Annotated in this window: 9 protein-coding genes; 5 read left to right on the forward strand and 4 right to left on the reverse strand. The window is 47.8% G+C overall.

Translation table 11 applies throughout. The features are described 5' to 3' along the window. Positions 1–69 precede the first annotated feature (69 nt). Positions 70–1329 carry a serine/threonine transporter SstT gene (sstT, locus tag B8880_RS01075; RefSeq protein WP_084255456.1) on the reverse strand — a complete coding sequence of 420 codons (1260 nt, stop codon included), beginning with the start codon at positions 1327–1329 and terminating at the stop codon, positions 70–72. 384 nt (positions 1330–1713) lie between these two features. Between sstT and B8880_RS01080 the strand changes: the two genes are divergently transcribed. Together B8880_RS01080 and B8880_RS01085 are read left to right on the forward strand one after the other, a co-directional pair. Further along, positions 1714–2187: a LexA family protein gene (locus tag B8880_RS01080; protein WP_244165580.1), complete on the forward strand. Its 474-nt coding sequence runs from the start codon at positions 1714–1716 to the stop codon at positions 2185–2187. A gap of 95 nt (positions 2188–2282) precedes the next feature. Continuing rightward, a complete protein-coding gene (locus B8880_RS01085; RefSeq protein ID WP_115306426.1) occupies positions 2283–4130 on the forward strand; it encodes an SLC13 family permease in 1848 nt (615 codons plus the stop codon). An 89-nt stretch (positions 4131–4219) separates the two neighbouring features. Here the strand turns inward: B8880_RS01085 and B8880_RS01090 are convergent, their stop codons facing one another. The 3 genes from B8880_RS01090 to rho form a co-directional block, all read right to left on the reverse strand. Further along, positions 4220–8893 (reverse strand): hemagglutinin repeat-containing protein, encoded by a 4674-nt coding sequence (locus B8880_RS01090; protein WP_084255459.1) that lies wholly within the window; start codon positions 8891–8893, stop codon positions 4220–4222. An 81-nt stretch (positions 8894–8974) separates the two neighbouring features. Next, the gene (locus tag B8880_RS01095) at positions 8975–10651 is read right to left on the reverse strand and encodes a ShlB/FhaC/HecB family hemolysin secretion/activation protein (protein WP_084255461.1); all 1677 of its coding nucleotides are present in this window, start codon (positions 10649–10651) and stop codon (positions 8975–8977) included. Between the two features lie 433 nt (positions 10652–11084). Further along, positions 11085–12347 carry a transcription termination factor Rho gene (gene rho / locus B8880_RS01100; protein WP_084255462.1) on the reverse strand — a complete coding sequence of 421 codons (1263 nt, stop codon included), beginning with the start codon at positions 12345–12347 and terminating at the stop codon, positions 11085–11087. Positions 12348–12684: 337 nt separating this feature from the next. On the opposite strand from rho, the gene rhlB reads away from it, so the two are divergent. The 3 genes from rhlB to rlmH all read left to right on the forward strand — a co-directional run bounded on the left by rhlB (position 12685) and on the right by rlmH (position 14930). Then, entirely contained in the window at positions 12685–13965 is a 1281-nt protein-coding gene (gene rhlB, locus B8880_RS01105; RefSeq protein ID WP_084255464.1) for an ATP-dependent RNA helicase RhlB, read from the forward strand. A gap of 158 nt (positions 13966–14123) precedes the next feature. Continuing rightward, the gene (rsfS, locus tag B8880_RS01110; RefSeq protein ID WP_084255466.1) at positions 14124–14450 is read left to right on the forward strand and encodes a ribosome silencing factor; all 327 of its coding nucleotides are present in this window, start codon (positions 14124–14126) and stop codon (positions 14448–14450) included. A gap of 9 nt (positions 14451–14459) precedes the next feature. Next, positions 14460–14930 carry a 23S rRNA (pseudouridine(1915)-N(3))-methyltransferase RlmH gene (gene rlmH, locus B8880_RS01115; RefSeq protein ID WP_084255468.1) on the forward strand — a complete coding sequence of 157 codons (471 nt, stop codon included), beginning with the start codon at positions 14460–14462 and terminating at the stop codon, positions 14928–14930. Positions 14931–14970 lie beyond the last annotated feature (40 nt).

Genomic DNA, 14970 nt, shown 5'->3' on the forward strand with positions numbered 1-14970 from the left:
AAGACGGGTAATAAAAAAGCGAATCCACGCAGAGGCGACGGATTCGCTTTTTCAGGATTAAGGCTAACGTTAACCGTTTTTACGTTGTTCCGCAAGATCGGCGGCGGCGGTAAAGATCACGTCAGTTGAAGAGTTCAAGGCGGTTTCGACCGAGTCTTGAATCACCCCGATAATAAACCCGACCCCGATAACCTGCACGGCGATATCGTTCGGAATCCCGAACAGGCTACATGCCAACGGAATCAGCAATAACGAGCCGCCGGCAACGCCGGACGCGCCGCAGGCGCAGACGCTGGCAACCACGCTTAATAAAAGTGCGGTACCGAAGCCGACATCAATGCCTAAGGTGGTGACGGCAGCCAAGGTCAAGACGGTAATGGTAATCGCCGCACCTGCCATATTGATGGTAGCGCCCAACGGAATGGAAACCGAATAGATCTCTTCGTCCAATTCAAGGCGTTTTGCCAAGTTCATATTCACCGGAATATTGGCGGCGGAGCTGCGGGTGAAGAAGGCGGTCAAGCCGCTTTCGCGTACCGCAGTCCAAACCAGAGGATACGGATTTTGGCGGGTTTTCCAAAAGACCAGAATCGGGTTGATGACAAACGCCACGAACAACATGGAACCGACCAGAACATACAGCAGACGGGCATACGCACCCAACTCTTCCAGTCCTTTGTCCGCCATTGCAGCCGCAACCAACCCGAAGACCCCGAACGGCGCGAAAGCGATCACGACTTTCACAATCATGGTCACGGCTTCCGCCAATTCGTGAATAATGCGTTTGGTGCTGTCGGACGCGTGGCGCAGGGCAATCCCCAAGCCGATAGCCCATGCCAAAATACCGATATAGTTGGCGTTGTACAGCGCTTGAATCGGATTGTCCACAATGTTCATCAGTACGGTGATAATCACATCGCTTACGTTCTGTGGCGGGCTTAACTCCGCGTTACCGGTGACTAAGGTCAATTGGGTCGGGAACAGGTAGCTGGCGATCACTGCGGTTAAAGCCGCCAGAAAAGTGCCGAGGATATACAACACGATAATGGATTTCATCGCTTTGCTGCTGTGTTCGGCATTGCTTGGCTTACGGTTAGCAATTGCCGATAACACCAAGATAAACACCAAAATAGGGGCGATTGCGCGTAAACCGCGTACAAACAGCGTACCTAAAATGCTGACATTTTCGGCAAGATTGAAACCGAGTGAGGGAGCCAAGGGTTGAGTGATTAAACCGACAATGATCCCGAGCACCAGACCGATGGCGATTTTGGTAATCAAACTGCCTTGAAACAAAAGTTTGGTTAAAAAGTGATTTGAGTTACTCATGGTTTTCTTCTTTTTATGGTGGATGAAAAATTTTCTGCATAATCCCTGAATCAGGATTCAGACTAAGATTAGCGCAAAAATTTCAAGAATAAAACATAAAATTCAAAAAATAGCGTTTTTTGTATGGCTATATATACTCTAGGCGTTATTTTTTATTTTTTGACTAAGAAATTTGCTAAAAAACCATAAGATTATTCAATGAATTAGCAATCCCTATTCTGTTTTTGACCCTATTTTTGTAATCGGAAGTAAAAAAACAGTTGAATACTGTATGAAAAACCAGTATAAATTACTGTATAAATAAACAGTTCATTGCGTGTTTTATAGCAAACGATGATGAGACAATGAAATAATGAAGAGACTTGACTTGAGAAGGAGCGGATTATGTATAACAGTATGAATGGCATGAGCAACTCAGCCGAACAAATCTATTCTTACCAACCGATGCCGGTGTATGATGACCAGCAGCAAGCGACTTTTCATTTTGATAAGCAAAGTGCGGTCAAATATAAAATGGATCTGAATCTTTACTGTATTAAAAAACCGCAACAGACTTTCTTTATGCGGGTGAATAATCCCAATTTGACCTCGTGGGGCATTGAACAGGGCGATATGCTGGTTATCGAGCAAACCTCACAAATTGCGCTCGGCGATTTAGTTGTTATCGAACAGCACGGCAGTTTGCAGCTATATGAATTCTTTTCGGCAAAAGAGAACAATTTGGTCTTTTTCTCGCTGGATTCCAAACATCGAAATTTGCAGATTTCCTCGTTGCAAGAAGTGGTGTTGCAAGGGGTGGTGACTAACACGATTCACCAATTCAAGGGGCGGATTAAAAAATACGGAACGGCGGCCTGAGCGTGATATTTTTTGTCAATGGCACAAAATTAACCTCGCTTCTATGCTATAGTGGCAGAGCGTAGATCACTCTAATATGGAATGGAAAAGTGCCTGTGGAACACTATTTGTCAATTAGCCCGCAACTATTTTTGGTGTTAGCCTTTTTGGTCGTTGCCGTTTGGCTGTTTATCACTAACAAAGTCAGAATGGATGTGGTGGCGCTGTTAGTCATGATTGCTTTCAGCCTGAGTGGTATTTTATCCGTTCCTGAAATTTTGGCCGGTTTCAGCGATCCGAATATTATCCTGATTGCGTTACTATTTATTGTCGGTGAAGGTTTGCTGCGTACCGGCGTGGCATATCAAGTCAGCGAATGGTTGATCAAAGCCGCAGATAACAACGAAGTGAAAATTTTAGTGCTGTTGATGAGTGCGGTGGCCGGTTTGGGGGCATTTATGAGTTCCACCGGCATTGTCGCAATCTTTATTCCGGTGGTGCTGGCAATTTGCGCCCAAATGAATATTTCGCCGAAACGGTTGATGATGCCGTTGAGTGTCGCCGGTTTAACCAGCGGCATGACAACGCTGATTGCCACACCGCCCAACTTGATCGCCAATGCCGAGTTGGTGCGGGCTGGGGAGCCGGCACTCGGTTTTTTCACTTTTACGCCGATAGGTTTAATGGTATTGGTGCTAGGCATCGGTTATATGCTGTTTGCCCGCCGTTTTCTGGACAGCGGCAGTGAAAGCAAGGAAAAAAGCAACTACAACCGCACTTCTATGAATGACCTGATTGAAAGTTATCAAATTCAGGATCGCTCCAAACAGGCATTGGTGATGGCAGGCTCATCATTAATCGGTAAAACCTTAGATGAATTGCATTTACATTCGCAATACCGGATTTTGGTGGTTGCCGTTGAGCGTTGGCGTCGTATTCGCCGGATTGTGGTCACGGCTTCGGCGCTGACCGATGTGCGCGAAAAGGACATTTTGTTGCTGGACATTGCCAATAGCGAACTGGATTGGCAAGCGTTTTGCCAAGAATATGGTTTGAAACCGATTGAAGTGCGCGGTAATTATTATAGTGAGAAAGCTAAATCGGTCGGCATGGCCGAAATTTCGCCGATTCCGGAAAGTACCAATTTGGGGAAAACGGTACGCGAAATTAAATTCCAGCATAAATACGGCCTAATTATCGGTGGGGTAAAACGTGGCAATAAGTTGATCACTGAAGATTTGGCTAATGTAGTGATTACTATCGGGGATCAATACTTGGTGATTGGTGATTGGAAACAGATTCGTGAATTACGCAGCAGTAATCAAGATTTCTTCATGTTGAATTACCCAAGTGAGATTGATCAGGTAGCACCGGCAATTACACAGGCGCCGCATGCGATTTTGTCGGTGGTGACGATGGTGCTCTTGATGGTGACGGGATTGGTACCGAATGTTATTGCCGCTTTGATAGCTTGTCTGATGTTGGCTAAATTCCGCTGTATTGATGCGCGCAGCGCCTATAATTCGGTGCATTGGCCGAGCTTGATTTTGATTGTCGGTATGATGCCGTTTGCGATTGCGTTAAATAAAACCGGCGGGATTGCTCTTGCCGTCGATGGTCTGATTGAATTGGTCGGGGAGTGGGGTATTCACGCGGTGCTGGCTAGTTTGTTTATTTTGTGTGCTGTAATCGGATTGTTTATTTCCAATACCGCCACTGCCATTTTAATGACTCCGATTGGGGTAGCGCTGGCCGCAGAATTACAAACATCGGCATTGCCGTTTGTGATTACTATCGCGGTGGCTGCATCTGCCGCCTTTATGACGCCGGTTTCCTCGCCGGTCAACACCATGGTGCTAGGGCCGGGCGGTTACAAATTCTCGGATTTCCTTAAAATCGGCGTGCCGTTTACACTGATTGTCATGATTGCAACCGTATTGGTCGTGCCGATTTTATTTGCTTGATTTGCTGCAATTTTGTTTTGATAAACCGCATAAAATAAAACCCCCTGTCCGTGGTGGAAAGGGGGGTGTTTGTTTCCGCAAACTTACCGTTAGCGTTTAGTTACCTGATCGATTTCCGAAATTATGGTCGTACTTTCTTTTTTCACACTGCCGTTGATTAACGGGAATTTACCGTCTTTCAGATCCTTGACCGCTTCTTGAATCAGCACCGGAATGTTGTTGGAGAGCGTCAGTTCACCTTGATATTGATGGTTGTGGCTGGCAATATCTTTTACCCCGATTGAGCCGGTGTTGATAGCCGGACGGCTGTCGGTTGAGGTGATGGAAGCGCCGTTTAACTGCGTATGGTTGGTCACATTCAGAGCCACATTGCCGCTTTGGATACCGGCAACGGTGGTGACTTCATCTTGTGAAACGATCTTGCCCGACACATTAAACGTGGATGGTTTTAAGGTTTTTCCGGTCAACGGGTTGTGTTCGGCAAAGCCGGCGGATTCCGCCGCATTATTCACCGCCGTCGTGATTTTACCTTTCACTTCATCGGTTTTTTTGCTGGACGGAACTGCTTTCATCAAGCCGGTCAGCGCACCGCCGTTCTGTGAATTGGTCAGGTTCAAGCCCAAATCAAGTGCAAATGCTTTTTCTTTATCGGTACGGCTTTCAACGGTTAAATTGTTGCCGACGTTGGCGGTGACGTTATCCCCTTTTACGGTTGCGCCAAGCAGTGCTAAATCGTCGGCGGTGTCAAAGCGAACGTTTTGTGCGTCGATACGGCTGACCACTTGCGTTTCTTTTTCTTGCTTATCGACCTTGACGCTTAGCGTGCCGCTGCCGTCTTGGGTGGTTTTTTCTTCATTTGCCGCTTTTTTGATGCTGGCATTGCCGCCGACATTGAAGCCCCAGTTATTTTTGTGTTCCGCATTTTGCAGTGATTCCAGCAAAATACCGCCGTTGGTCGCTTTCAGATCGACATTACCGCTTTGAATGTTGCCGCCGGCAATGTGTATCGCGGTATTGCTGTCGCCTGCGGCAGTGATTTCGACCTTATCGGCTTTCAAAGTGGTCGCGGTGTAATTAATATCGGCTTGATCGGTATTTTTAACGTTCACGCCTAATTTAAATGAACCGCCGTTGCTGGCTTTGTCGCCGCTGCCGCTAGAATTGCCGCCTGCGCCGACATTCAGTGACCAGTCAAGCCCTTTCTCGGAAGACGAGCCTTGTTGGGCTTTGACGACCGCACTTTCACGCGCATCGACTTTAACCGTTTTCGCTGTTCCGTTTACCCCCTGCAGCAGCACGTTTTTACCACTGAGGTTGATGTGTTGCACTGCAATCTCGCCGGCTTTAGCCGTGATGGTTTGTGCGTTTGCGTTATTAGCGCCGCCGCCGATGCCGCCGGAACCGGATTTACTGCTCGGACTGGTGCCGCCGGAAGCGCTTAAATCCAAGTTGAAACCGCTCTTTTCGCTCTGTTTGATATTGTTGGCTTGCAGCAGACGGACATCGCCTTCTGAACTCAGAACCAACGAACCTTGTTGCGATTTCAGTTCGTTGCCTTCCAGAACAATGCCGTCTTTTGCATTGATTTTAATATCGCCGACGGTGTTGAAACCACCGCTGACCGCATTAGAGCTGGCAACGGTGCTTTCGCTGTGGCCGCCTTTGCCTTTGACAGAAACGCTGATGTCCAGACCGGTGGTGGTGGATACGCCGACACTGCCTTCGCCTTTGTCTTCAATGGTTTTGACGGTACTGGTATCCGCTGCGGCAAGATTGGCGTAGTTTTGCGTACTAATGGTTACGCCGTCCTCAGTAGTGTTGTAGCGGGTTGCCACATCACGCACGCTGTTGGCGGCAGAATTCACGCTACCGGCTTGGATTTGCGTACCAAGTGCGTTACTGTTTGCGCTGTTTTCGGTTTTTTTACCGCCGCTCAATTTTAGTGTGGCATTGGCATTCGGTGCACCGACTGAGCTGACGGAACTGAATGATCCGACCGGATCGCCGTTCGCCAAACCGTTGACCGCTTTTTCCAGCGGACGGGTGATGCCGCTGATATCCGCACCAGCTCCTATTTCTGTATTCAGATTAATGGTTTCAGTGTTCTCTTTTTCATTGTTACGCGCAACTTCACGCACAATGTTTTCCGCGTTTTCTGTCAGTTTGCCGCTGACCTGATGTTTACCGCCCTCATATTGCAGGGTGTTTTTTGCATTCAGGGTTAAATTGCCGGCAATTTCCGAAGCGGAGGTTTGCGCGTTTTCTGTGGTTTTATCGGCAACGGTTTTGTTGAAACCGCTTTCCAGCCCGACGGTAACACGATCGATACCGCCGCCGACATAAACACCGATGTTGCTTTTACGGCTGTCGCTCTGCACGTTTTTCTGATCTTGTTGTGCGGTCAGACGGATATTTTGCGCATTAATTTCCGCATTGCCATGATCGGTTTTCAGGGTCGAACCTTTCACGTTGACATCACTCTCGGTTGTGATATTCAATGATCCGCCTTGTACCAAGCTGCCTAAATGGGTGGTTTCCTGGCGTTTTTCCTGATTGCTGCCCATTTCAATGCCCACTCCGGCACGATACTGTTTATCACCGTCCGCTTTGGCATAGGCAACGCCTTTTAGTTCAGTGGTGGTGCTATCTTTGTTTAACGCCTGTTTCGCCCCTTCGATATTGATATTACCGACGCTTTTCAGATTCAGTTGATCCGCCACTTTAATGATACTGCCGATTACATTGATATTTTGCTGGGCAATCACATTAAATTTCGCTTCGGAACGCAGCTCGGCACTTTGCGCACTTTCATGCTGTTCGTCGCTGGTAACGGAGTCTTTGGTGATGTTGAAAATCGTACCGTTACGCTGATCGATAATTTCATGGGTGAAATTGGTGGCGTTATCCACCGTTACGCTGCCGGCGGTTGATTGGGCATAGCCGCCTTTTTGCGCTTTCACTTTACTGCCTTGCACGTTGACCCCTTGTGCGCCGTTCAGTACGATCACGCCTTTGGCACGCAAATCTGCAGCCATTTGCAATTTATCGCTGCGATTGTTGTCGGTGTCGTGTCCGCCGCCGATGCCGCCCCAGTAGGTTTGATTGTTGCGCGTGACTTTATTGTTGCTGATTTGCTGAGTGTTGATGGCGACTTTACCCTCGGAAGCGTTCACTAGCATGTCACCGTCTGCCCATACATCGGAACCGCTGACGACAACGCCGTCTTTGGCGGCAATTCCCATATTGCTATTGGCAGTCAGCCATGATTTTTTCAGAGTTTCGCTCTCTTCCACCTGATTCCAGCTGCCGGTTTCCAAATTGGCGGTGTGGTTGCGTTTATTACCGACATCGACACTGTAGGATTTTTGTCCCGCGCCTTTGACCGACACTTTGCCGCGATCGGCACTGACGGACAGGTTATTGTCGGCGTGTACCGCACTGCCGGTGATTTTCACATCGCCTTGCGTAGCGTTGATTTTTACGTTTTCACCACGAAAATCATTACCGATTTGGCGTTCGTCGGTTGTGATTCGGGTTTGATTGTGTTCCCAAGAGTAATACCAGTTGTGATCAACGTGCTCTTTTCTGGCGGTCAGTTTTTGCGTATTCAATTCAACGTTTTGCGAGTTCAGCTGAATATCTTTGCCGCGCAGTTTAGCTGCTTTTGCCGTCACTTTTTCGGTGGCGTTCAAATGAATGGTGTCGCCGTGAATTTCGGTTTGATCCCATTGCTGGTTATCGGTTTTGATATATTTTTTGCTGGCGCCGTTGTAGGCGGAATAGTTGCCGTCCAACTGTTGATGTTCACTGCTGTCGCTGACTTTACCGGTTAGAACCACTTCTTTACCGTTGGTTTTGATGTTACCTTGCACTTTTGCCGAAACCAGTGTGATCACGCCTTGCGCTTTCACGTCCAGTCCTTGTGTATCGTGAGTTTTTATCTCACCGCTTAAGTTGACGCCGTTTCCTTGTCCGGTGCTGACCACGTTGATCCGTCCGGCTTGCATACCGCCTAGATAGTAGCCGTCCAAGCCGCTTTGACGGCTATTGCCGTTGGTGACTTTTTTGCTTTGATAATCAACTCGGCTATTGCCGCTGACCGCAGTGATCTCTTTTGTCGCCTTAATGCTTGCCGAAGCGTTGATGGTCGGGGCAACCAAATCCAGCACTTCACTGCCGGAAACCCCTTTGCCTTGAATCGTCAGGCTGTTTTTGTTGCCGCTGCTGTTAAGGGTTTTGATGTTACCGTTTTCCAATTCGGCCGTGCCGACCACCATCGAAGCGCGCGGCACATTGATAAATCCGCAGCCGTCGCAAGTGATGCCGTTCGGGTTTGCCAACACATAATCGGCAGCCATACCGAACACTTCCTGCTGTCCGAGCAACAGCGACGGATTGCGGCTGACGACTTCGTTCAGAATCACTTTCGCCGCCTGATCTTTCACGTTGGCGTTGGCTTGCAGTTGACCGGCCAGTTGCGAAGTGCCGTTTTTGTCGGCGTTATTCAGCACCGCACCGGCTTGATTGACATTATATTGATCGTAGGTGTTGTGCGACAATCCCTGCTCGTTGGGCTTGACGATATTAATCACCGCAGCGCCGTTGGCGGCGGCAGAAACCGTCGGGGCGTGTTGTCCGCCGGCGATGATTTGGGCATTGATTTGGGTATTGGTGTTCGCAACGGCAGCACCTGCACCGGTCAGTAAGGCAATGCTCAAAGTACAGCTCAGCTTGCCGTGAAATGACAATTTAAATGATTTCATTCAGAAATCTCCTCTATATTATTCGTTGTAGCGGTGTACACTTTCGCTTATCCCGCTATCTTTTGTTGAAATATTTATAAATTAAAACGTGATTACAAATTTGCCTAATAATTGGCTTTCATTTTGACGTTCGGGCGAAGATAAAAACCACCCTCGATCAAAAGAAAGAGATCCGCTCAGCTGTTTATAAGCCAAGCTGATCCCAAAGCTCGTACCAACCGCACTTTGCCACGCATTCGGCGCGTTACGGTTGAAAATTCGTCCTGCGTCAAGTCCGATAAACGGCGTAATATTGACTGCTTTATAGCTTGTCGGATAAGAAACGGTATTGTGCAGATACCAACCGCTGTCGCTGCTTAAATTGAGTCGATCAAAACCGCGCACCGCACTTTTATCGGTTAAATCAAAGGTTTCCATCGAAGGTAAGCGATCTTTGGAAAGTTGGGCGGTAAAGTGATGTCGAATTTGCAGTGTATTTTCCAGCACGGTATATTGGCGGTTGGCGCTCAAACTGAATTTGTGAAAGTGCGGTTCGGTAATCATTTGTGCGTTTGCATGACTGGCGCCGAACAACCCGACACCTCGCTGCATACCGATATTGAATGAAAACGTACCGTTTTGCAGAATCCGCAATTGATCAAAGCTGAGATCAAACACGCTCAGGCGTAAGTTTTGATCAGGATTACGATAACCGAGCAGATGATTGCTGCTCTGTTTATGGCTGAAGCCGACACTGAGCGTATTGATTTTTACCTGATCCCGCGACAGCACCCGATCGGCACGCACGCCCAGCTGACGGCTTGAACCGTAGTATTTGGCATTTGACACCGGCAAGCTGACGGCGGTATCGGAACGGGCGGCAAAGGCGCTGAAAGTCCAGTAGCCGTAAGGAATAAAATAGAGTCCGCTGTAGCTGCGGCTGTAGCCTTGCGAACGGTTATCCAAATTTTGGCTGTGGTGCAACGATAGAAAATCGTTGTAGCCGCTGAGATTATCCACTGACAGCCCGATCCGTCCGATAATCCGGCCGCTGTTTTTTCTGCCGTAGTTGTCGACTGAGGTATAAAAACGATAAGGTGAAAGTGCGGTCGCGCGATTTTTCAGGCGGATAATCGAACCGCCATACTGTGTGCCGGGCAGAATATCGACCGCAATTCGATTGGATTGCAAACGGTTGAGCTGATCCAAACCTTGATCTAAATCGCGAATATTCAACGGCTTGCCCGATAGTGCCGGAAAGATGTTGCGCACGGTGCCGACAGAGGTGTTTTCGTCGATTTCAATGTTTTCCACCACCCCTTCGACGGCATGCAGACGTAAAGTGCGGTTTTCGTCTAATGGTGCAAAGACAATGCGGGCGGTAATATAGCCGCGATCCAGATAGCGCTGTGTCAGTTCGCGTATCAGGCGGTTGACATTTTCATCGCTGATACAATCTTGCGGAATCGGTGTCAAATCGGCTAACGCCGTTTGATCCAACAAGTGAACTCCGGACAGCTGCAAGCCGTTAACCGGTAGACAGGCGGACGAGAGCGTCTCGCTGTGTTCTTGTTCGTGCTTCTGTTGCTCGGAAGTGCGGTCAGCAGCACTTTCCACCAGTTGTTGATAGCGGTTTTGTTCGATTTGCCGGTTTATTTCCCTTTCGCTGTCACGCAAATTTTGTTCGTGTTGTATTGCAACGTCGGCAACAGCGGTATAGGGCGCAGCGAATAGCGATAGCGCTGCGCAATAGCATAGGCGGTTAAAACGTAATGTCATGCAAAATAGCTCGTTTGATAATGGAATAGTTACTATTAATTACAGTAATCATGTGAAATAGTAACTCTAAGTTATTAAAATTTGGTGCAAGATATACAGATTGGTCGTGGTTCGCAATAGAATTTTCGTAAAATATCATTCTTCGATAAAGATACAGAAAAAACTAAATAAGATTACCTAAGCATATAATAACTTAAGGTGATAACAGAGAGATAAAAAGTAGCGGTTTGATTATATAGATATTGCATTTATCTGATAAATCAATAGATTAAAATATGTGATGTAGATCTCAAATAATCAATTGAATTACATAGGCTTACTCTGTTTAAACAGGATATTTACCGTAACGGAAAGGACGCGAGCTTGCGCTATAGGCAAAAATATAGGCAAAAAAATACCCGCAAGTGCGGGTACTCTTTTATTTATCAATAGGTTATGAGCGTTTCATAATCTCAAAAAACTCTTCATTGGTTTTTGCCATTGAAAGTTTATCGATAAGGAACTCCATTGCTTCGATTTCGCCCATTGGGTGAACGATTTTACGCAGGATCCACATTTTTTGCAGCTCGTCAGCGGTGGTGAGCAGCTCTTCTTTACGTGTACCGGAGCGGTTGAAGTCGATTGCCGGGAAGACACGTTTTTCGGCAATTTTGCGTGACAGATGTAATTCCATATTACCCGTTCCTTTAAATTCCTCGTAGATCACTTCGTCCATTTTGGAACCGGTATCCACAAGTGCGGTCGCGATAATGGTCAGGCTGCCACCTTCTTCCACGTTACGCGCCGCGCCGAAGAAACGCTTCGGACGGTGCAGGGCGTTGGCATCAACCCCACCTGACAACACTTTGCCCGACGCCGGCGTTACGGTATTGTAAGCACGCGCCAAACGGGTGATAGAGTCCAATAGGATCACCACGTCTTTTTTATGTTCGACCAAACGTTTGGCTTTTTCGATCACCATTTCCGCGACTTGCACGTGACGGGCGGCGGGTTCATCGAAGGTGGACGCTACCACTTCGCCTTTCACCAAACGCTGCATCTCCGTCACTTCTTCCGGACGTTCGTCGATCAGCAACACCATTAAGATACATTCAGGATAGTTATGGGTGATGCTTTGCGCAATATTTTGCAGGAGCATGGTTTTACCGGCTTTCGGCGGCGCAACGATTAAGCCGCGTTGTCCTTTACCGATCGGGGCGGCCAAATCCAGTACCCGTGCAGTCAAATCTTCGGTCGAGCCGTTGCCGCGTTCCATGCGCATACGCGAATTGGCATGCAACGGGGTCAAGTTTTCAAACAGAATTTTATTACGCGAGATTTCAGGGCGGTCGGCATTGACTTCTTTGATTTTTAATAATGCAAAATAACGTTCGCCCTCTTTCGGCGGTCTGATTTTGCCTTCAATCATGTCGCCGGTGCGCAAGTTGAAACGACGGATTTGGCTGGGGGAAACATAGATATCGTCCGGACCGGCCAAATAGGAGCTGTCGGCAGAACGCAGAAAACCGAAACCGTCTTGCAAAATTTCCAGCACGCCTTCGCCGAAGATATCTTCACCGCTCTTGGAATGCTGTTTTAAAATAGAAAAAATAATATCTTGCTTGCGTAAGCGGGCTAGGTTTTCCAGTCCCATTTGCTCTTCCCCAATGCGCACAAGCTCGGAGATCGGGGTGTTTTTGAGTTCTGTAAGATTCATAATGAAGAATTAAGTTAGATTAATAAGATTAGATTAATGGAATAAGTGAGTTTGCTACAGTTTGAAAAGTATGACTCAGATTTGTTGAGTGGCGATAAAATTACCACTAAAATGGGGCGCTGTCCAGTCAGAATTTGTTTTTTATGGCGATTCGGGGGCAAAGTGCGGTTAAAGCCGAAAATTCGCCGCTGTTTTTTTGGATTTATGCAAGCGTAGCCCGTTAGTTCGTGTTATCCTTGAACGATTTTAATTAACAGTCGCCTGATTAAAGGGCGTTTATTTTTTTTATATAGTAAATTGTATAGCAAATTATATAGCGAAGAGACAGATAGAGAATATGCACACAAATAAACATTTAAGCCAGGTTCGTTTCAGTGATTTTGCGTTGAATCCGCAGGTGTTGAGCGCCCTGAACGATAGCGGTTTTGAATATTGCACCCCGATTCAGGCGCTGACTTTGCCTTTGACTCTGGCCGGACGTGATGTGGCAGGGCAGGCGCAAACCGGCACCGGTAAAACGATGGCGTTTTTGATTGCCACCTTTCACCAATTATTGAGCCAAGAAAATAGTGAAGTGCGGTTGCAGCATAATCAGCCGCGCGCCTTGATTTTGGCGCCGACCCGCGAACTGGCGGTGCAAATTGATAATGATGCGGAGAAGTTGGCGATCCGTACCGGTTTGAAAACTGCACTGGCTTACGGCGGCGACGGCTATGATAAGCAGTTGAAAGCGATTGAAAACGGCGTGGATATTTTAATCGGCACGACCGGACGGGTGATCGATTATGTGAAACAAGGCATTATCAATCTGGATAAAATTCAGGTGGTGGTGCTGGACGAAGCGGATCGCATGTTTGATTTGGGTTTTATCCGCGATATCCGTTATTTGATGCGCAAATGCCCGTCGGTGCAACAACGCCTGACGCTGCTGTTTTCCGCAACGCTCTCTTTCCGCGTGCGTGAATTGGCGTTTGAAGATATGAACAATGCCGAATATGTCGAAGTGGAACCGCTGCAAAAGACCGGACACCGCATCACCGAAGAGCTGTTTTATCCTTCCAATCAGGACAAAATGCGCTTATTGCAAACCTTGTTGGAAGAAGAGTGGCCGGAACGCTGCATTATTTTTGCCAATACCAAGCACCAGTGTGAGAATATTTGGGGACATTTGGCAGCGGACGGCCATCGGGTCGGTTTGTTGACCGGCGATGTGGCGCAGAAAAAACGCTTGGCGTTGTTGGAAAAATTCACCCAAGGCGAATTGGATATTCTGGTGGCAACCGATGTGGCGGCACGCGGCTTACATATTCCGGCGGTGACGCATGTCTTTAACTATGATTTGCCGGACGACTGCGAAGATTATGTACATCGTATCGGGCGCACCGGACGTGCAGGGGAAAGCGGCAAGTCGGTCAGCTTTGCCTGTGAGGCCTACGCCATGAATTTACCGGCGATTGAGGAATATATCGATCACAGTATTCCGGTCAGTCAGTATGACGCAGAGGCGTTGTTGCAAGATTTGCCGAAACCGTTGCGTTTACGGCGTAGCGGCAGCCCGACCAGTGGCCGTCCGAACCAAAAGCGCAACAACAATAGCAGAAAACCGCGAGGCCGTTAATTAAGTATTGCTTAAGATCGGTCGCTTATAATCTATACAAACAAGGTCTGTTTATCTCACCACATTCAAGGATAAGCAGGCCTTGGCATTTGGCGTTTCGAACAATTGTGCTAGAATCTGCGGTTTTATTATTTTGACGACAATTCAACAATTATTTTATGAGGAAACTTTTGCAAAATTCATTAGTCAAAGCAGTCATTGAGATTCTCGATGATTTAAAAGCAACGGATATTTCTATTTTTGATGTGCGCGGCAATAACGGGATTACCGATAATATGGTGATTTGTACCGGTACATCGAGCCGTCATGTCGGTTCGATTGCACAAAATCTGGCAGAAAGCTGCAAGCAGCAAGGGATCGAATCTTTCGGCTCGGAAGGGGTTGAAACCGCCGATTGGGTGGTGGTGGATTTTGGACAGGTGATTGTGCATGTGATGCAGCAAGAGAGTCGCGATTTGTACCAATTGGAAAAACTTTGGGGTTAAGCGGATAGCATGAAAATCCAGCTGATTGTGGTCGGCACGAAAATGCCGGCCTGGGTGACAACGGGTTTTGAAGAGTATCAGCGTCGCTTCCCGAAGGATATGCCGTTTGAATTGGTGGAAATTGCCGCCGGCAAACGTGGTAAAAATGCCGATATTAAACGGATTTTGGAAAAGGAAGGCGAGCAGATGTTGGCGGCTTGCGGCAAAAACAGCCTGATCGTCACGCTGGATATTCCGGGCAAACCTTGGACAACGCCGCAATTGGCTGCGCAATTGGAAAGTTGGAAAAATGACGGGCGGGACGTCTGTTTATTGATTGGCGGTCCGGAAGGGTTATCGCCGCAATGCAAACGGGCGGCGGAGCGCAGCTGGTCATTGTCACCTCTGACGTTGCCGCATCCGCTGGTGCGGGTGGTGGTGGCAGAAAGCCTTTATCGCGCTTGGAGTCTGACGACGAACCACCCCTATCACCGTGAATAGCGGGCAGAACGGTTATTTGGAACTGAATTGAAAACCGCAC

Origin of the sequence: Pasteurella testudinis DSM 23072, assembly GCF_900176075.1 — a bacterium.
Classification (GTDB): Bacteria; Pseudomonadota; Gammaproteobacteria; order Enterobacterales; family Pasteurellaceae; genus Chelonobacter; species Chelonobacter testudinis.